The organism is Okeania sp. SIO3I5 (genome assembly GCF_010672085.1).
In the GTDB taxonomy this organism is placed as follows: domain Bacteria; phylum Cyanobacteriota; class Cyanobacteriia; order Cyanobacteriales; family Microcoleaceae; genus Trichodesmium.
Genome location: NZ_JAAHHT010000087.1, coordinates 14,718 through 34,093 on the forward strand (window position 1 = coordinate 14,718; position 19,376 = coordinate 34,093).

The 19,376-nt window shown below is 32.6% G+C and carries 17 protein-coding genes and 1 pseudogene; 16 read left to right on the top strand and 2 right to left on the bottom strand.

What is annotated here, in order from left to right; translation table 11 throughout:
• The first annotated feature begins 442 nt into the window (after positions 1-442).
• The 3 genes from F6K40_RS19660 (at position 443) to F6K40_RS19670 (ending at position 3,128) form a co-directional block, all read left to right on the top strand.
• Positions 443-919 (top strand): MEKHLA domain-containing protein, encoded by a 477-nt coding sequence (locus F6K40_RS19660; RefSeq protein WP_293138794.1) that lies wholly within the window; start codon positions 443-445, stop codon positions 917-919.
• A gap of 251 nt (positions 920-1,170) precedes the next feature.
• Positions 1,171-2,553 (top strand): AAA family ATPase, encoded by a 1,383-nt coding sequence (locus F6K40_RS19665; RefSeq protein ID WP_293138795.1) that lies wholly within the window; start codon positions 1,171-1,173, stop codon positions 2,551-2,553.
• Entirely contained in the window at positions 2,553-3,128 is a 576-nt protein-coding gene (locus F6K40_RS19670) for a hypothetical protein (protein ID WP_293138796.1), read from the top strand. Before F6K40_RS19665 ends, F6K40_RS19670 begins: the two co-directional genes overlap by 1 nt.
• A gap of 245 nt (positions 3,129-3,373) precedes the next feature.
• Here F6K40_RS19670 and F6K40_RS19675 read toward each other — a convergent pair whose 3' ends face one another.
• Positions 3,374-3,496 (bottom strand): hypothetical protein, encoded by a 123-nt coding sequence (locus tag F6K40_RS19675; RefSeq protein WP_293138797.1) that lies wholly within the window; start codon positions 3,494-3,496, stop codon positions 3,374-3,376.
• Positions 3,497-4,215: 719 nt separating this feature from the next.
• Positions 4,216-4,719 carry a hypothetical protein gene (locus F6K40_RS19680; protein WP_293138798.1) on the bottom strand — a complete coding sequence of 168 codons (504 nt, stop codon included), beginning with the start codon at positions 4,717-4,719 and terminating at the stop codon, positions 4,216-4,218.
• A 391-nt stretch (positions 4,720-5,110) separates the two neighbouring features.
• On the opposite strand from F6K40_RS19680, the gene F6K40_RS19685 reads away from it, so the two are divergent.
• The 13 genes and pseudogenes from F6K40_RS19685 to F6K40_RS19740 all read left to right on the top strand — a co-directional run.
• Entirely contained in the window at positions 5,111-5,389 is a 279-nt protein-coding gene (locus tag F6K40_RS19685) for a BufA1 family periplasmic bufferin-type metallophore (RefSeq protein ID WP_293138799.1), read from the top strand.
• Between the two features lie 559 nt (positions 5,390-5,948).
• A complete protein-coding gene (bufB, locus tag F6K40_RS19690; RefSeq protein ID WP_293138800.1) occupies positions 5,949-6,836 on the top strand; it encodes an MNIO family bufferin maturase in 888 nt (295 codons plus the stop codon).
• A gap of 11 nt (positions 6,837-6,847) precedes the next feature.
• Positions 6,848-7,183 (top strand): HvfC/BufC N-terminal domain-containing protein, encoded by a 336-nt coding sequence (locus F6K40_RS19695; RefSeq protein ID WP_293138801.1) that lies wholly within the window; start codon positions 6,848-6,850, stop codon positions 7,181-7,183.
• Between the two features lie 47 nt (positions 7,184-7,230).
• Positions 7,231-8,016, top strand: a complete 786-nt coding sequence (locus F6K40_RS19700) for an HvfC/BufC N-terminal domain-containing protein (protein WP_293138802.1) — start codon at positions 7,231-7,233, stop codon at positions 8,014-8,016.
• Positions 8,017-8,847: 831 nt separating this feature from the next.
• On the top strand, positions 8,848-9,033 hold the full coding sequence (locus tag F6K40_RS19705; RefSeq protein ID WP_293138803.1) for a hypothetical protein: 186 nt from the start codon (positions 8,848-8,850) through the stop codon (positions 9,031-9,033).
• Positions 9,034-9,061: 28 nt separating this feature from the next.
• Positions 9,062-9,523, top strand: a complete 462-nt coding sequence (locus tag F6K40_RS19710; RefSeq protein WP_293138804.1) for a FeoA family protein — start codon at positions 9,062-9,064, stop codon at positions 9,521-9,523.
• A 559-nt stretch (positions 9,524-10,082) separates the two neighbouring features.
• Positions 10,083-11,909 carry a ferrous iron transport protein B gene (gene feoB, locus F6K40_RS19715; protein WP_293138805.1) on the top strand — a complete coding sequence of 609 codons (1,827 nt, stop codon included), beginning with the start codon at positions 10,083-10,085 and terminating at the stop codon, positions 11,907-11,909.
• A 545-nt stretch (positions 11,910-12,454) separates the two neighbouring features.
• Positions 12,455-12,618 (top strand): annotated as a pseudogene (locus tag F6K40_RS41385) (IS701 family transposase); the annotation flags it as partial.
• A gap of 159 nt (positions 12,619-12,777) precedes the next feature.
• Positions 12,778-13,674, top strand: coding sequence for a hypothetical protein (locus tag F6K40_RS19720; RefSeq protein WP_293138806.1), 897 nt, complete (start codon positions 12,778-12,780; stop codon positions 13,672-13,674).
• 417 nt (positions 13,675-14,091) lie between these two features.
• Complete coding sequence (locus F6K40_RS19725) at positions 14,092-14,475, top strand: hypothetical protein (RefSeq protein ID WP_293138807.1); 384 nt, start codon at positions 14,092-14,094, stop codon at positions 14,473-14,475.
• Between the two features lie 1,394 nt (positions 14,476-15,869).
• Positions 15,870-16,535, top strand: a complete 666-nt coding sequence (locus F6K40_RS19730; protein WP_293138808.1) for an FHA domain-containing protein — start codon at positions 15,870-15,872, stop codon at positions 16,533-16,535.
• Between the two features lie 627 nt (positions 16,536-17,162).
• Positions 17,163-18,575 carry a serine/threonine-protein kinase gene (locus F6K40_RS19735; RefSeq protein ID WP_293138809.1) on the top strand — a complete coding sequence of 471 codons (1,413 nt, stop codon included), beginning with the start codon at positions 17,163-17,165 and terminating at the stop codon, positions 18,573-18,575.
• A gap of 337 nt (positions 18,576-18,912) precedes the next feature.
• The coding region (locus F6K40_RS19740; protein WP_293138810.1) for a tetratricopeptide repeat protein at positions 18,913-19,376 on the top strand (464 nt) is incomplete at its 3' end.

A 19,376-nucleotide genomic window follows, 5' to 3' on the forward strand; every position in this document is an offset into this window, starting at 1 on the left:
TAATAAAATAGTCTTCTCTTTTCAAAGGTAAAAAGTCAAGATAGAATTCTTGATGATTAACTGTTGAAAAATCATCAATGACTGAAAATATTTTATATCTCTTATGCTCTGCACCAGATTTTTGATTTTTATGATTGAATTTTGGTCTTGTTCAACTATTTTTTTGAGTGATTTATAGAGAGTAAATTTAGCCAGATAATACTAGGAAAATTAATCTTCAAAAAACCGAGAAATTTTTGAGACTGAAATATATAGCTATCTTAAATAGTTTGTCACATTTTATTGTGGGGATTTTGTCTCTAAACCAAGCACCAAAATGGGATTTACAAACCAAACCTCTACAGCTTTTTTCAGAAATTATTTCATAATGAAATAGTCTTCCCTTGAAAAGGGTAAAAAGTCAAGATAGAATTTTTGATGATTAACTGTTGAAAAATCATCAATGACTGAAAATATCTTATATCCCTGGAAACAAGAAACTATAATTCGCCATACTCAAAGACTGTTATTGAGTTATAAATATTGGACTGGTAAATCTCTACTGGATATAGATGGAACGCGGGAATTTATGGCTCAAGCATTATGGGAAGCACCATTTGTTATTGCTTCTCATGGTATGGAAGAAAACCCGATCTTCAATTATGGTAATCAGCAAGCGTTGGATTTGTGGGAAATGAGTTGGGAGCAGTTCATTTGTACTCCATCTCGTAAGACAGTACAACCTTCAGAACACGAAGATCGCGAACTATTACTGAACCAGGCAAAAACTCAAGGATATATTAGTGATTATCGGGGGATTCGTATTTCCAGCAAAGGCAAACGGTTTTTGATTTCAAATACTATTGTCTGGAATCTTCTAGATGAAAATCAACAACAATGTGGTCAAGGTGCTACTTTTAATGAGTGGGAGTATATTTAGGGTTTGCTGAAAAAAGCAGAGTGTGGGGAAGATGGGGAGAGTTGGGAGAGTTAATCTTGTCTCCTCAAAATACTAATTTTTTGCTGTTGTAGGAACTGAAAAACTGGTACTTTTTTAGGTTTGAAAAAGCACTTGCCTTTATCTGTATTTAAACAGGGAAAAGTATTTAGATTAAAAAGTTATAAATCTAGGAGCGATCGAGGTTTTCCTGTTGCATTTGGAGCTAATAACCATTTGAGGAATTGTAAAGAATGAAAATTAAAATCCAAAATCTTGGCGTATTAAAGCAAGCTGAATTTACCCTTGCCGATCTGACAATTATTTGTGGAAGTAACAATACTGGCAAGACTTATGCTGCTTATGCTTTATTTGGGTTTTTGTTTACTTGGGAAAGGATACTTTCTATTGATATCGACGATAGAATTCAGCAATTATTTGCTGAAGGTGTGATTCATATTGACATACAAGAATACATTAAACAGAGTCAAAAAATCGTTACTAAAGGTTGTCAAGAATATACCAAGAAATTACCAAATATTTTTGCAGCAGCACCTGAAAAGTTCAAACAAACAAAATTTGATGTAATTTTTGATGTAAATGACATTAATTTGAAGAGGAAATTTGAGTACGAAATCAGTTTGCCAAGTGGTGGGATTTTTTCACTTACTAAAAATGATGATAGTACAGAATTAGTTGTGATTCTTCTAGTTCAACAAAAAAAAGTTAAAATTCCTACTAAGGTTCTTAAGGAGATTGTTGCAGATGCTCTCAAAAAAATTATTTTTTCTCAACTTTTTCCTAAACCTTTTGTTGCTAGTGCAGAAAGAACAGGTGCTGCTATTTTTCGTAAAGAGTTAAATTTTTCCCACAACCTTTTGCTTAAAGAAATGAGTCAGACAGACTATGATATCGATCCAAGAGAACTTTTATTGAGAGGATATCAAGATTATCCATTTCCAGTTGGAAAAAATGTAGACTTTACAAGAGAACTAGAGAGAATTTCCAAAAAGCGTAGTTTTCTTTATAATGAGCATCCTGAAGTTTTGAATGATTTCGCCGATATTATTGGAGGTGAGTATCGAGTTACTTCCAATGACGAACTCTATTATTTGCCACAAGGGGAACAAGTCAGACTATCTATGTGGGAAAGTTCTAGTGCGGTGCGTTCTTTACTAGATATTGGTTTTTATCTAAAGCACGAAGCTCAACTTGGCGACTTACTGATGGTAGACGAACCTGAGTTAAATCTACATCCCGAAAACCAGCGTCGTGTTGCTCGACTATTTGCTCGACTTATTAATTTGGGAATTAAGGTTTTTATTACTACCCATAGCGATTACATTATCAAAGAATTAAATACACTAATTATGCTGAATCACGATAAACCTCATCTTAAGCGCATTGCCGAGGAAGAGGGTTATCAAACAGAAGAATTAATATCTGCTGAAAAGATTAAGGTGTACATTGCTGAAGAAAAATACATTCAGCGAGAAGGTAATCAAAGAAAAACTAAATGCCAGACTTTAACTCTAGCAAATATTGACCCGGAAATGGGTATTGAAGCTCGTAGTTTTGATACAACTATTGAAAAAATGAATCGAATTCAGGAAGCAATAGTCTGGGGTGAAGATTGATGGTTGATTCTGATATTTTTATCCTTAAAAAGATGATTCAACCGACAGCTATAGAAAAATTAGAATCTAAATATCAGAAAAATATTGTAGAACTTAAAGAAGAATCTGATAACTACAGTGTAACTATTCATGGAATGCCGGATGATCAAAAAGTTATTGTGATTAAAGTCGATACTTTTAGCGTACCAAAAGAAATTTTCCAGGGAAGTCGCGGTGAATGTAAACGTGCAGATTTTGTCATTATTGCTAATATTAGCAAAGCAGAAAAATTTATCGTCTGTATTGAAATGAAGGGAGGAAAAAAGACATCTAAAGAGAAAGAGATTATCCAGCAACTAAAAGGGGCAAAATGTTTTGTTGAATATTGTCAGGCAATTGGTAAATCATTTTGGGAGAAAGAAGATTTTCTTGATGATTACAAATACCGTTTTGTCAGTTTTAAGAATATCAAAATACCTAAGAGTAAAACACGATATGAATCTAAAGCTAATATCCACGATACTCCAGAAAAGATGTTAAAAATTAGCTCCCCACATTACGTTCAGTTCAATCATTTGATAGGACATAAAAAATAATTAGCATCAGGACTTACGCAAAACTGAGAAACCAGGTTTGTTTGTTTCTTTGCATAAGTTATATAGCAGAAAAAGAGGAGATTTTGTAATCTACATTCCGCGCTATACAATTTAGTATAAATTCAGGAGTCAGGAGTGATAGGAAAAATTCCTAAATAGGGTTTGCTGAATAAATATCACAGTCTTTATAGATAAAGGTTATAGCCTTTTTAAATCCCGAAAAAGTGCAGCTTTTCCCAATATAATTACCAAAAAGTTAGGATTTTAGGAAGACCAAAGATAGAAAAATTACTTTCACAATTATTCCTCCTAATTTCTTTCTCTTCCCACCCTCCCCACACTTCCCACACTTCCCACACTTCCCACACTCCCCTACTCTGCTTTTTTCAGCAAACCCTAAATATGAGCGTTCGCGGAGCGGAACGGAGTTCTATCGCCCCTTACCAAAAAATCTTTGTTGAATAAAAAGTCATGCATATAGGCGAATTACCCCAGTTAATATTTAACTTATCACAAAAATTGTGAAAATGGAAGGGAAAATTCTTCGACGCGCCGATTTTTTTAGGAGCTTCACAGAATGACAAAGTAAATCAAGATGATTGATACAGTATAAATATTTATCAAGCTACCAATTCTTATATTACTTTTAACGTTAAAAGTTGAGGTGCCGAATGTGGGTTGTAAATAACAAAACCTCTATGGAAGCAGTTAAATTATCTTGTTAATAATCAATTATTTTTCCCTACTCCCTCTTTTCAGGAGATACAGCATATTCCAAATATATGAAGTACAAATATTAACAATTAAATATTCCCTATTGCGGACATCTTTTCCGCGATAGATGTGCCTCATAAAAGTGGAATCTGCTCTATCTATTTAAGTATAGATATAGCAATCCGCGCATAGGTTGTAAAATTTTATCGTAGGGGTTTGGTTTCCAAATCCCTTAGCGCTTGGGGAAAGGAGACCAAACCCCTATTTTTTTTCTCACATCTCATTTCTGATTACTATATTAACAATTAAATATTCCCAGTGCGGACATCTTGCCTGCGATGGATATGCCTTACAAAAGTAAAATATTTTGTATCTATTTCAGTTTTTCCTTTAATTGATTCAACTGTTCAGAAGTTAATTTAACTTGTACTTCTAATAACTGCTTGGCATCCTGAAATAACAGAATATTATTTTCTACAAAAACTTCATGATTATTCAGTTCAATTCTTTGATATTTAACTTTTGGTAATGCAACTCGAATTACCAATTTTTGTTGAGATTGTGGAAAAATATATAATTCCTGACGAGTATGATGTAGTGCTAACTTTTGCACAGTTGTATTACTTTCTGTTGGAGAATTAGGTTTCTTCCAATAAAGAGTAATGCCACGAATTTCTGGTTGAGAAATAGGAAATATTTCATCAAATCTTTGTGGTTCCCAATCAAGTTCTGAAATATCTCCACTATCAGGAATTAGTCGTTGTCGCCAGGTAACTTCTTTTCCTTCTAGAGCTTCCCACCATTGACGAATAGTATCTAGATTATTGGGATTTTCTGGGTTATTACTGCCGATTTGCCAAATAGTTTGAAGTTGCATAATTTTACGGATAATTGTTGACTAAAAATTAATTACTAAGATCCTATAGCATTTTTGACTAAGCATGAGGTATACTTATATTTTTTCTTTCCTCTTCCTGATTCCCTCAAACTGATAATTTTGTATTTCAGCAATGTGGGAATTACTAAAGATGCTACCCGGTTATTCCTTGGCCATGACAAGTTTTAAAGTGTCTATTATAAGCTGATAACTGATAACTGAAATGACACATAGGGCGAGAGAAAAATACCAATTATAACGATCAAAAATACTCACCAACTATTTACCAGTTTCTCAGCTAAGTCTCAGATTTTTCAAAGACTGTTTTAATATCAATTGTAGATACTTTATTCCAGAAGATTGAAATTGATTAATTGGAGCATAAAAAATTATGAAAAACATCAACAAAAAGTTAGCTTTAGCTACTGCTATGACTGGTGTATTAGCTGTTGGTATTGCTACTTTAGGCAATAGTCAGGAAGCTCTTGCTCTAGAAGAAGGTATGGAAAAATGTGCTGGTATTGCTAAAGCAGGTAAAAATGATTGTGGTACTAGCAAACATGACTGTGCAGGTAAAGCTACAAAAGATGGAGATCCAGAAGAGTGGGTTGCGGTTCCTGAAGGTACTTGCGAGAAGATTGTTGGTGGAACTGTTAAGAAACCAAAATAAAATAAATAAGCTCACTACATATTAGATATTAGCTAAAAATTGAAGTTATTTTGACAAAAGTTATGGCATTTTGGAATAAAGCTGTGATTTAAGGTTAATAGAATCAAGAAGAGAAAAATTTTTATATAAGAAATACCTCTTTCTTTATTTCTATTTGCCATCAAATTAGCTTAAAGATTAAAAAATGCTATATCCTTTTTCAGAAAAACAGCTTATGACCAAAAAAATCAGGTCAATAGGTTCCTTTTTTAAGGTGATGAAAAGAAGAAACTTTAGTTATCATTACCTTCTACTGAACTAGGAGGTATTGATAACTTATAACTGATACCAAATCCGGTTATCATGCACCACGTTTTTAAAGTTCTTTTCTAAACCTTCTGCCTTATGCCTTATGCCTTACCTTCAGAATAAAGGTTCTTTTTCAAGAATTAACAATTAATAATTAATAATTACCTCTTCTGTAATAGAAAGATTGGTTAAAAATAATTTTTTTTCTCCTTTCAAGGAGAGGCTTTAAACCTGATTTTTTCGGTAAACCGGATTTAGTATGATAACTGAAATGACAACCGACTTACAATCTAAAAAATTAGAACTTGAGATTAGTTATAAGTGGCAAACAAATCAAAATATTCCCTACATTAATTCACGCTCAATTCAAGGGGCAGGCATTGGTTTACGTTCTGTACATTATCAATATATCCTTAGTCAAAAACCGAAAGTAAATTGGTTTGAAGTTTTATCAGATAATTATTTTTGTGCGGGTGGTTTACCAATATTTCATTTAGAAAAAATTCGTCAAGATTATCCAGTTACTCTCCACGGAGTAGGGATGTCTCTGGGTTCCACAGATCCATTAAATTTAGATTATTTAACTCGCTTAAAAAATTTAGCAGCAAAAGTTGAACCAGATTTAATTTCTGAACATTTATCTTGGATATCTGTGAATAATCACTATCTTAATGATTTAATTCCTCTTGTTTATACAGAGGAGGTAATGGATTTTGTGGCATCCCGGATTCTGCAAGTACAAGAATTTTTAGGAAGGCAAATTTTGATTGAAAATCCCTCCCCATACTTAAGTTTTACAGATTCAAGTATGTCAGAATGGGAGTTTATTGAAGGATTGCTCAAAAAAGCAGACTGTTACTTACTTTTGGATGTAAATAATCTTTATGTTAATGCTATAAATAATGGAATTGAGCCTCTAATTTATCTGGATGGTATTCCAAAAACAAGAGTCAAAGAAATTCATTTAGCAGGTTACGAAGAAAAGGAAAATTATCTATTAGATACCCACGGTTATCCCGTGCATCCTCCAGTTTGGGAATTATATCAAGAAGCATTAATTAGGTTTGGCGCTGTACCGACTTTAATAGAATGGGATACTGATATTCCCAGTTTTGAAGTATTAATGGCAGAAGCAAATAAAGCTGAAAAATTATTATAAAATGTAAGGTAATGGAAGCGATCGCTCTACAAAATTTATTTCTACGAGCTGTTTACGAAAGAGATAATTTAAGCATCGAAGAATTAAGTAAACATATCAAAGCACCGCATAATTTAACACCTGCGGAAAGTTTGGCAATTTACCAAAATAATGTTGTTGGAAATTTAAGTAATACATTAGCCTCAATTTATCCGGTTTGTTCTCAATTAGTGGGTGAAAAGTTTTTTGATGCAACTGCATTAAAATTTATTAATCAGTTTCCTTGTTTATCGCCAGATTTAGGAGATTATGGTGAAGAATTTCCAGATTTTCTGGCTAATTTTGAACCAGTAAAACATTTACCATAAATGGCAGAAGCAAATAAAGCTGAAAAATTATTATAAAATGTAAGGTAATGGAAGCGATCGCTCTACAAAATTTATTTCTACGAGCTGTTTACGAAAGAGATAATTTAAGCATCGAAGAATTAAGTAAACATATCAAAGCACCGCATAATTTAACACCTGCGGAAAGTTTGGCAATTTACCAAAATAATGTTGTTGGAAATTTAAGTAATACATTAGCCTCAATTTATCCGGTTTGTTCTCAATTAGTGGGTGAAAAGTTTTTTGATGCAACTGCATTAAAATTTATTAATCAGTTTCCTTGTTTATCGCCAGATTTAGGAGATTATGGGGAAGAATTTCCAGATTTTCTGGCTAATTTTGAACCAGTAAAACATTTACCATATCTGTCAGATGTGGCGCGTTTAGAATGGCATTGGCATCGAATTTTTTGTGGTGAAAATACAAGGGGTTTGGATTTTCAAGCTTTGGGTGAAATTCCTCAAGAAAAATGGGGAGATTTAATTTTTTATATACCTAAAAATAGCGTGCTTTTAGAGTCTCTTTATCCTATCCATCGAATTTGGCAAGTCAATCAACCTGACTATCAAGGCAATGAGATAGTAAGTTTAGATGAGGGTGGGGTAAAAATATTTTTGTGGCGACAAAATTATGATATGCGAATTGATTTACCTAATGATGAAGAATGGGAATTATTAACTGCTTTTCAAGGAAATTATCCATTTGAAATTATCTGTGAAAAACTCGTTGATGTTGAGCCTCAAGTTGATGTTGGTTCGTTACTTCCATTGTTTGTGCAACGAGGTTGGGTTAGTGATTTTTCTATCTCTTTTTAGGGAGTAGGGAGTAGGGAGTAGGGAGTAGGGGAAAAAGATTATTGTTGGGTTTCTTACTTCAACCCAACCTACACTTATTGCACTTGTATCAACTATCAGATATCAAGGAATTTTTCTCAGGGAAAAATATCAGAAATCTTGTCATTTTCATTAGCTCTAATAAATGCTTGTGCTTGCCTGATTAAATTTTTCTATCCATCCCTCAGTGGCAAATGCCCTACATTTTCATTTTATAAAGCTCCTAAAAAAATCCGCGCGCCAAAGGAATTTTGGTTGTCTCCTCAGAATTTTTGTGATATCATAAAGTTTAGATTGCATCGTTCGCCCATGCACATGACTTTTTATTCAACTAAATTTCCTGATTCTAAGGAAAATCAGAGATCAAGGAATTAATCTCAGGGAAACATCAGAAATCTTGTCATTTTCTGGAGCTTCTAATAAATGCTTGTGCTTGCCTGATTAAATTTTTCTATCCATCCTTCAGTAGAAAATCGCCAATATTTTCATTTTATGAAGCTCATAAAAAAAAATCCTCGCGCCAAAGGAATTTCGGTTGTCTCCTCAGAATTTTTGTGATACTATAAAGTTTAGATGGGGTCGTTCGCCCATGCAAATGACTTTTTATTCAACTAAATTTCCTGATTCTAAGGAAAATCAGAGATCAAGGAATTAATCTCAGGGAAACATCAGAAATCTTGTCATTTTCTGGAGCTTCTAATAAATGCTTGCGATCGCCTGATTAAATTTTTCTCTCCATCCCTCAGTGGCAAACTTCCAACATTTTCATTTTATGAAGCCCCTAAAAAAATCCGCGCGCCAAAGAAATTTCGGTTGTCTCCTCAAAATTTTTGTGATACTATAAAGTTTAGATGGCGTCGTTCGCCCCTAGACATGATTTTTTATTCAACAAAAAAGTATAGCCAACATGAAACGCTGCGCCACATGAAACGGGTTTCGGTGGCCAGAGCTGACATGAAAGGTAGAGCAAGTACGACTGCTATATCGCTAATGTTGTAGGAAGGAAAATCAATATAAAAGATAGCAAATGAGTTTTATAGACGTTGACAAACTAGGTTTAAAAATAGCATCAGAGATAATCCAAATGAATGTAGCCGATTTAGAAGTAGGACAAATAGCAACAGTCGATCGCGTCATAAATACTGATGGGGAACAAGGAATTGTTCAGAGACTAGCAGCAATGGGAGTAGTTTCTGATAAATCAGTGCAAGTCTTACGAAAAGCTAGATTTAATGGGCCATTGCACATTCGAGTTGGAGCAACCACAGAAATAGCTATCCGACCCCATGAAGCAGAAATGATAGTTATTAAAACATATAGAAATGATGAAATAAATTTATACGAAGGTTCTCAAATGATTCCCAAGTCTGTAATAGAGTTAATGGAACAAGTTAAAACTATATCATTATTAATATTAATTTCTATTATTTTATTAGTTACAGCATATTTCGGACAAACGATCTACAAGGTGTGGATAGTAAAATATTAAACATCCGAACGTTAATATTTGTACCTATAATTGATTTAATTTTTTATTATTGGAAATGTCTAAAATGAAATGAGCGGATTGTTATAATTTTTATCCGATTTTTGTTTGGGGAAAGGAGACTAAACTCCTCTAATAAAATGTTAGAACATAAGGGCGGATTACTATAATTTTTATCCGATTTTCCCTTGGAGAAAGGAGACCAAACCCCCTTAGATAAAATCTTAGAACATAAAAGCGGATTGTTATAGTTTTTATCCGATTTTTGTTTGGGGAAAGGAAACCAAACCTTCTACAATAAAATGTTAGAACATAAGGGTGAATTACTATAATTTTTATCCGATTTTTGTTTGAGGAAAGGAGGCCAAACTCCTACAATAAAATGTTAGAACATAAGGGTGAATTGCTATAGTTTTTATCCGATTTTTGTTTGGGGAAAGGAGACCAAACCCAGTTAGATAAAATCTTAGAACCTATCTAGGATTACTAGGGAATAAAAAAATAAAATTTAGTATTTTTAACCTTCTACTTCAGTAGTAAATACTGATAACTGATAACTGAAATGACAAGTCATAACAATACAACAACAATCTCTAAATCATCTACTAATGCAACAAAAAGAGTTGCTTTAATAGGGATGCCAAATACAGGAAAATCCACATTTTTTAATCGCATTACCGGAGTTTCTGCTCATGTCGGAAATTGGCCGGGAATAACAGTCGATATCTTGCAAGCTGAGGTCAAAATAAATAACGAAATAACACAATTTGTAGACTTACCAGGAGTTTATAATTTCAATGGTTTTTCGGAAGATGAAAAAGTTGTTCAAAAATTCCTGGAAAATAATTCTGTTGACTTAATAATAGTAGTTATTAATGCCTCACAAATTGATAGTCAAATTGTGTTGCCACTACAGGTAAAAGCTTTGGGTTTTCCAGCAGTTTTGATGCTCAATATGTCAGATGAAGCTAAACAATATGGGATTAAAATAGATACGGAAGAATTATCTCAACGTTTGGAAATGCCAGTATTGTTAATAAGCGCTAAATATGGCAAAGGATATATGAAGGCATACATGGCAATTTCTGAACAGTTAAAAGAGAGTAAAAATTCAGTCAAATTAGAGATTTTAGAAACAGAGGAAAATATTTCTATTAGTCAAATAGATGCTGTTTTAGATGGAACTGTGGTTATGCCTTCCGAAATGGCAACAAATTTCACAGCTCAAGTCGATAAAATTCTGCTTCATCCTGTCTGGGGTTTACCTTTATTTTTCCTGGGAATGTTCTTAATTTTTTGGGCAGTTTGGAATATCGGACTTCCTTCAATAGACTTTCTCGAAATTGTAGTTGATTCGATAGAATCATCAATTGTTGAACCTCTAGTTCAACCTTTGCCACAGCTACTTCAAAACTTTCTAATTAATGGACTTTGGGCAGGGGTAACTACAGTTGCTTCTTTTGTACCATTAATTATCGTATTTTTTATAATTATGGCACTGTTAGAAGATAGTGGTTATCTATCACGTTCCGCTTATTTAATGGATGCCTTTATGGCAAGATTAGGTTTAGATGGACGTAGCTTTGTACTGCACATAATGGGGTTTGGTTGTAACGTTCCGGCATTAATGGGAACTAGGGTCATGCGATCGCGTGCTTTACGACTATTAACCATGTTAATTATTCCTTTTGGTTTATGTTCGGCACGACTGCAAGTATTTGTATTTATCATTGCAGCAGTATTTCCTAATGGTAATGGAGCGATAGTTTTATTCTCTCTATATATCCTCAGTTTTATGGTTGCTATTATCACCGCAGCATTATTTCAAGGAGTATATAAAAATGAAGAACCTTTCATTTTAGAGCTACCACCTTATCGTTTGCCTACATTTAAACAAATTTTTCTAAGAAGTTGGGGAGAAGTCAGAGAATTTTTAGCTAGAGCATCTGGTTTTATTACTGTTGGTTGTATTGCAGTTTGGATACTCACAAGTTTACCTCCAGGGGCAACAGGATTAGATACAATAGGCGGTCAAATTGGTCAATTTATGAGTCCTATTATGGAGCCTATTGGTATCAATCCTTATTTAACATTATCCTTATTTTTTGGATTTATTGCTAAGGAAATTGTTATCAGTTCTTTAGCAGTTATTTACAGCATGAGCGAACAAAATGTTAGTAGCAATATTACTGAGACAGTTAGCTTTATTCAAGGATATAGTTTTTGTATTTTTTGTTTACTTTATACTCCATGTTTATCTACTTTAGCAACTTTGTTTAAAGAGGCAAAATCATGGAAGTTTTCTTTACTTTCTTTGGTATTTCCATTAACTTTAGCTTGGTTGTTTAGTTTCATTTTCTACCAAGGAGCTTTAGCTTTAGATTTCTGAAATAAAGATAGCAATTCTATTTAAGTTGTAAGATTTTAGTGCTAATTAGGAGTCAGGAGTCGTAGGGGCGATTCGCGAATCGCCCCTACAGAAGTTATTTTTGTAATGGGGATTTGAGCCCCGCTCCAAAAACATTTCGCCTTAAAAGGCGGGGTTTTAGACCTAATTATTTTGATAACATTTGTGCAAAAACTTGAAGAAAGGAAATTAAAATATCTAGGAGGAATTATAAAAAACCGAAAAGTCAAGTAATAGTTAAACAAAAAGCTTACCAGTACAGAAACTAAAATCGATTATCTTAAGTGTAGAAAAACCAAAAATAGTTTGGGTTACAACATTTAGATAATCGATTTCACACCTCAAAAGAGAAAGAACTTTTGAAGTACGTTATAAATGCTAGTTCTATAGAAGAGGCAACAGAAATTGATTGTTTTGTTATAAATCAGGACTTACACAGGCGAACCCAGAAACCGGGTTTTTTCCTCAATGTTAATTGTTAAAAACAACGATTTATTCTAAAAACTCGGTTTCTTTGCGTAAGTCCTACAAATGTTGAGAATTCAAAAGTAACATCTGACTGGATAGTAAACACTTACTCAAACAGAAATTGGATAGAAGTTTTTTACTGAGAAGCGCTTATGATGGTTGGGACTAAAAGAATATCAAGGAGCGAGATAAATGGAGCTTGGGACGCCATTGTATAAGCATTAGTGGAGCAAGTGCGGCAGCTATATTTACCATCTGAATCATCTAGTTTGAGTAATCTTATTCAGTATAGTAAGTTTGCAGACACCTCCTAATTAAATCTAATCAGTTCAAACAGCAAATATTAATTTTATAACCAATTAATCTATGCACAAATTAATATATGAAGAAACTACCACTATATGTCACTATTTCAATTATCTGTGGGTGTAGTAACTTTTCTACTACAGAAAATCAATCATATTTACCTATCACATCACCCACTCCTACCTTTATTGAATGCCCAGAAAAACCAGTAGTCCGTCTGGATAAAACAGAGACTAAATCTTTATCTTTAACTGAAAGTATTATCAAGATATCTGATAGTGTTAACTCCGAAAAACACCTTGGATATAAATTTTATGCCAGAACAGGCAAAGATTTTAACTATAGAATTACAAGCAATGTTTGTATTTGGATATTTGCCCCAAATACCAAATTATTACAACGGCGGGAATTAATCATAGCTGCACAGAAAGATTCTCCTATTTCTGGAGAACAAATGTTTATTAACTTACCTCTAACAGGAGAATATATTGTGCAAGTTTCTAGTCCTACTGAATCCGCAGAATTTAACCTGGAAATGAGTTTAGGCGATCTGCCAATATCAGAATCTTCTGTGGTTAGTTCAAAAAACACAAAATCAACTTCTCCGTCAATATCGAAAGGAGAAAATACCTCAACTAAAAGTTCTGCTGAAGAAGCAGTAAAAAATTATTATTCAAATCTAAATCAAGGGAAATATCAGCAAGCTTGGAATCAACTATCAGTAAGTTTTCAGAATAATCAAAAATTACATCCAGAGGGTTATAATTCTTATTATGATTGGTGGTCAGGAATCAGTAATATTCTGATTCAAGATGTTCAAAAAATTCAGACAAATACAGATACAGCTATAATAGATGTCCTGGTAAAATATACAAAAAAATCAGGAGAAAATCTTACTCAATCTCTGCAGTTATTTTTAGTCTGGAATTCTGCTAATCAAAATTGGGCAATAGATGCCGTTAGACTTAATTAGTTAGTCAAATCAATTCAAAATTATTAATTCAAAATTATATGCCTAAAGTCAGAGGCTTAAAATAAGGAAAATATTTTTGATTTTTTCGTTCTAAAAAACGAGGCTTGAATCCTTAATTAAACAATTATTGAACTTCACTTATAAGCAATTTTTTTTACTTTTAATGCGCGAATTTTTAATTGAAAAAATGGTCAGCATTCAGCTATCAACTATCAGCTATAAGTTATGAACTTATTATCATAGCGAAGGAGGAATTAGTCTTTAAGGAGAATTAAAATTATGAATGAAATTGGTCACCAATTAACCTTAGTAAGTTATTACCTTCAGCCATCTGTTTAGCTGCGCGACATGAATACCTAGCATTTCGCAGGAAATGCTGAATCCTAATAACTAAATGCTTACATTACTATAATTATTATGGTACAATATTCCCTGAGTCTTACCAACAAAAATACTAATCAACAATATAGATATACTGTAGACTTAGAAGAAAATTATGAAAATAATCCCCTAATTTTTTTTACTCCTCTAATCTGCCAGAAAATCAGAGATGAACTAGAAACTAAAAGTGGGCATCAAATCAATGATAGTCACTTACAAATAATTATCAAAACTTGGATTCAAGATATCAAAGAAGGATATAGAGACAGCAGTATTATTCTCGACTTAGTTAAACTTAATCATCAGAATATTCACAATCTTACAGAATCAGGAAATCAAGAAATTCCTTCACTTATTTATCCAGACTTATCTGATATAGAACCAAAAATAGGAGCATTACCACCCCTAGACTTTTATTAAAAAAAGAAGGTATTTGAATAATCAGCAATAGCTCAAAAACTTTATCTCAAATATCTATTGGAAAAACCAGAGAAACTTTCGTTTAATAAATAAGATTCAAGCTATTGCTACTGACTACTGACTGCTCAAGTAATCTTTGTTCTCTATTTTCCCAAAAGAAAGTGTTTGAATAATCAGCAATAGCTCAAAAGATTTATCTCAAATATCTTATCTATTGGAGAAACCAGAGAAACTTTCGTGTAATAAATGAGATTCAAGCTATTGCTACTGACTACTGACTGCTCAAGTAATCTTTATTCTCAATTTTCCCAAAAGAAAGTGTTTGAATAATAAACAATCGCTCAAAAAATTTATCTCAAATATCTATTGGAGAAACCAGAGAAACTTTCGTGTAATAAATAAGATTAAAGCTATTGCTACTGACTACTGACTGCTCAAGTAATCTTTATTCTCAATTTTCCCAAAAGAAGGTGTTTGAATAATAAACAATCGCTCAAAAAATTTACCTCAAATATTTATTGGAGAAGCCAGACAAACTTTCGTATAATAAATAAGATTAAAGCTATTTCTACTGACTCTTGACTCCCAAAGTAATCTTTATTCTCAATTTTCCCAAAAGAAGGTGTTTGAATAATAAACAATCGCTCAAAAAATTTACCTCAAATATTTATTGGAGAAACCAGACAAACTTTCGTATAATAAATAAGATTAAAGCTATTTCTACTGACTCTTGACTCCCGAAGTAATCTTTATTCTCAATTTTCCCAAAAGAAAGTATTTGAATAATCAGCAATAGCTCAAAAACTTTATCTCAAATATTTATTGGAGAAACCAGACAAACTTTCGTGTAATAAATAAGATTAAAGCTATTTTTACTGACTACTGACTCTTGACTCCCGAAGTAATCTTTATTCTCAATTTTCCCAAAAGAAAGTATTTGAATAATCAGCAATAGCTCAAAAAATTTATCTCAAATATTTATTGGAGAAACCAGACAAACTTTCGTGTAATAAATAAGATTAAAGCTATTTTTACTGACTACTGACTCTTGACTCCCGAAGTAATCTTTATTCTCAATTTTCCCAAAATAAGGTGTTTGAATAATAAACAATCGCTCAAAAAATTTACCTCAAATATTTATTGGAGAAACCAGACAAACTTTCGTATAATAAATAAGATTAAAGCTATTTTTACTGACTACTGACTCTTGACTCCCGAAGTAATCTTTATTCTCAATTTTCCCAAAATAAGGTGTTTGAATAATAAACAATCGCTCAAAAAATTTACCTCAAATATTTATTGGAGAAACCAGACAAACTTTCGTATAATAAATAAGATTAAAGCTATTTCTACTGACTACTAACTACTAAATACTGACTACTGAATATTGACTTATGACTATTACTTGTAATTTATGTTTTTATGATAGAAATTCAGAGAAAAACCAATTTTGTGAAATTTGTGGTTCAGAAATTAGATTATCAACTACTTTATTTGAAACTCAAGAAAAAGGTATTCAAAAGCGAGAAATACAAACAGTTATCCAAACAAATCAAAAAACAGTAAACCAGGATAAAACTATTAATCAAAATCTTGAAAACTACTCCCTAACAACATCAATATCTACAAATCTACCTATCAGTAAACCTCCGAGCATAGAAGCAGAGCAAAAAGCAAATATAACACCTAAAAATTCGACTAATCTTACTCTCATTACTAGCACTGTTGTTAAACTTATCCCGAAACAAGTAGGTGCGCCCATATCAGAATTTATTATCGATAATAACAATGCCATTATTGGTAAATTCAACCCAGATATCGGACCAGTAGAAATTGATTTAGATGGATTTTATGGAGATAATACTGTTTCCTCAACCCATGCAGAAATCTATTTTAAAAATAATCAATGGCAGATAAAAGACATGGGTTCGACTAATGGTATTTATATCAAACCTACAGGCAAAACTCGGTTTGGATACCGTATGAATAAACCAGAAATATTAAACTCAGGAGATGAAATTGCTATAGGTAAAATTCGGTTACTATTTCTAATTACTTGAACGTAAATTAACAATTAATAATTAATAATGCAAGAATTATTCGTAGTCGTGTACAAGTAGTGATAATCAGATAAAAGCTCAACTATGGATCTGAGATTATTTTTTTGAAACCTATAATTTAGAGGCTGTTCTGTTCCTTATTCCCTGTTCCCTTTCTCCATCCTAAATCACTACATCTACAGGACTACCGAATTATACCATTTTGATAAATGTTTGCTACAAATAACAGGGGGATTTTTTAGGAGTCAGGAGTCAGGAGTCAGGAGTCGTATGGGAATGGCTTCAATACCACTTTTTAGGCCGGAAATCATCTTTTTTGTCAAATGGATGTCTCCTGAAAATTATTTTTATCGCTCTTAGTATTCGTAACATTCTTTTTTCAAAATGGTATTATTTAATTATTAACAGGAGAGTACAAAGTTCTCCTAAAAAATGATTTACTTTAAAGGCTGAAAATATTACTGGGAAAGGCTTAAATCACATACAGCTATCAATAGAGAGCTTCCAACCTTGAGATTGCTGAAAGCCCTAGCTAGCAATAGTTATTCCAAGAACTTCGCACTGTCTAATTATTAATTATTAATTATTCATTATTCATTATTTAGTAAGCTCCCTATTCTCAATAAAATGTTAATCAAATGCCCGGTTTGTGGCTCAGAAAATCTTCATACACTCATTACTTGTACTGCCTGTGGTTGTGCTTTAACAACTTTAAATTCAGTGGGATATCAACTTCCTAGTGGTACTCTACTTCAGCAAGGTAAATACAGAATAGAAAAAACATTAGGTGAAGGTGGTTTTGGAATTACCTATCAAGCAATTGATTTAGAAAATTTTACTAATGTTGCTATTAAAGAACTTTGCCCAGATAAATTTCTCAGACATGGGATTAATATTATCTGGCCTCCCTCTATTTCACCACAAATTAAACAGGAACAAATCCAAAAATTTAAGACTGAGGCAGAATCTCTACAAAAATGTACTCATCCCAATATTGTCAGAGTAATTAACTGGTTTGAAGCTAACAATACCGCCTATTTAATAATGGAATTTGTGGCAGGCAAACCTCTATCTCAAATTTTGAGAGAAAGAGGTAAACTGCCAGAAAATATTGTCAAAAAATATTTCATCCAAATCGCTGAAGCTTTAAAATTAGTTCACGCCAATAATTTCCTACATCGTGACATTAAACCAGACAATATTATTATTAACTCTCAAGATAAAGCTATCCTAATTGATTTTGGTTCCGCCAGGGAATTTTTAGCAGGTTTAACTAACAAAATGACCGCTATGTTAACACCTGGATATGCACCAATAGAACAATACGCTAACTTTAATAAATCTAATCCTAGTACAGATTTGTATGCTATTTGCGCTTCAATTTATCATGCTTTAACAGGTAAAGTGCCAGTAGCAGCACCCGCTAGGTTAGGGTCAGAAAATTTAATTTCTCCACGCCAAATAGAACCATCAATTAGTTTCCAAACAGAACAAATTGTTTTAACAGGAATGAAGCTGGAAATAGAAGAACGTTTTCAAACTGCTGATGAATTAATTGATGCACTTAAAGGTAAATTTATTTCTCAAAATTTAAAGCAAGCAAGGCAGATTTTAAAACAAGAAAAACTAACAGAAGCAGTCACAGCTTATCAACAATGTTTATTAAAAGAACCTGATAATAGTATCGTCGCAGTAGAACTAGCAATGTTATTAGTTTATATTGACGATCGCCAAGCTATTATTGCAGCTAATCAAGCCATTAAAATTAACCCTAATGATGGTAGAGCTTATGGAGTTTTAGGTTTAATAAATTGTCGCCAAGAAAAATGGCAAGAGGCACTTCAAGAGTTAAAAAAAGCAGTAAAATTATCACCAAAATTATCTTGGATACAAGCTAATTTAGCTTGGTCTTTAGCCAAAAATGGAAGATGGGAAGAAGCTTTAATAGTATGCGATAGCGCCCTAGAACTAGATAATAATTCTGCTTTTGCACTAGGATTAAAAAGCTGGATTTTAGTTAACCAAAAACAGTTGTTATAAGCCATTCGTTATATTAGGCAAGCAATAACAACTGCCCAAAAATATCATAGTAATTATCGGCAAAATTTACTGTCTTGGCTATATCCTTATTTGATAATTGCTCTAGACTAAGAATTAGTAGGTAAAGCAATCTCAAATGTATACATAAGTATTGAATAATTTATTACCGAAAAATTCAGGTATAAAGCTTCTCCATTCATTGAGAAAAAGCGGTCTTTGGATGGATGGATTACCTAACCATATCCAATCAATTAAGAAAAGAAAAAAATTTCTTTTAACCCAATCCTTTTATTACATAAGAGGTAATTATTAATTATTAATTGTTAATTATTAATTATTGAATAAAGTACCTAATAGTAGTTTTGCTTGGGGATACAAAGGTTGGAAACTAGGTTGTAAAAATCAATGGCAAGAGTCGATTATTTTTCTAGAAAAAGCTTCCCATTTAGCAGATCTTCCAGATTGGATATTTTTGAATTTAGGCATTGCTTATGAACATCAGGGAAACTATCAAGCTGCTATTTCAATATATAAAAATATTAGTACAAATCATCAAAATGAAATTGCTCTATTTCGTTTAGGCACATTACTAGCTCGTCAACAACAATGGTTGGTAGCCAAATATTTTCTAGAAAAAGCAATTCAAAAAAATCCAAATTATGCAGAAGCTTATCATAATTTAGGGTGGGTTTTATTAAATATAAAAAATGGTCGTGGAGAAATTCAAAACTTACAGTCAATGCAGTTAGCTTATGGCAAAGCTTTGGAATTGTATAAACAACAGGATAAGTTGACTTTAGA

What these genes read in the sequence shown, in the direction of transcription:
- F6K40_RS19665 (WP_293138795.1), top strand. Translation starts at nt 1,171, where the DNA reads ATGAAAATTAAAATCCAAAATCTTGGCGTATTAAAGCAAGCTGAATTT.
- F6K40_RS19660 (WP_293138794.1), top strand. Translation starts at nt 443, where the DNA reads ATGACTGAAAATATCTTATATCCCTGGAAACAAGAAACTATAATTCGC.
- F6K40_RS19670 (WP_293138796.1), top strand. Translation starts at nt 2,553, where the DNA reads ATGGTTGATTCTGATATTTTTATCCTTAAAAAGATGATTCAACCGACA.
- F6K40_RS19685 (WP_293138799.1), top strand. Translation starts at nt 5,111, where the DNA reads ATGAAAAACATCAACAAAAAGTTAGCTTTAGCTACTGCTATGACTGGT.
- F6K40_RS19695 (WP_293138801.1), top strand. Translation starts at nt 6,848, where the DNA reads ATGGAAGCGATCGCTCTACAAAATTTATTTCTACGAGCTGTTTACGAA.
- F6K40_RS19680 (WP_293138798.1), bottom strand. Translation starts at nt 4,719, where the DNA reads ATGCAACTTCAAACTATTTGGCAAATCGGCAGTAATAACCCAGAAAAT.
- feoB (WP_293138805.1), top strand. Translation starts at nt 10,083, where the DNA reads ATGACAAGTCATAACAATACAACAACAATCTCTAAATCATCTACTAAT.
- F6K40_RS19710 (WP_293138804.1), top strand. Translation starts at nt 9,062, where the DNA reads ATGAGTTTTATAGACGTTGACAAACTAGGTTTAAAAATAGCATCAGAG.
- F6K40_RS19700 (WP_293138802.1), top strand. Translation starts at nt 7,231, where the DNA reads ATGGAAGCGATCGCTCTACAAAATTTATTTCTACGAGCTGTTTACGAA.
- bufB (WP_293138800.1), top strand. Translation starts at nt 5,949, where the DNA reads ATGACAACCGACTTACAATCTAAAAAATTAGAACTTGAGATTAGTTAT.
- F6K40_RS19720 (WP_293138806.1), top strand. Translation starts at nt 12,778, where the DNA reads ATGAAGAAACTACCACTATATGTCACTATTTCAATTATCTGTGGGTGT.
- F6K40_RS19725 (WP_293138807.1), top strand. Translation starts at nt 14,092, where the DNA reads ATGGTACAATATTCCCTGAGTCTTACCAACAAAAATACTAATCAACAA.
- F6K40_RS19730 (WP_293138808.1), top strand. Translation starts at nt 15,870, where the DNA reads ATGACTATTACTTGTAATTTATGTTTTTATGATAGAAATTCAGAGAAA.
- F6K40_RS19735 (WP_293138809.1), top strand. Translation starts at nt 17,163, where the DNA reads ATGTTAATCAAATGCCCGGTTTGTGGCTCAGAAAATCTTCATACACTC.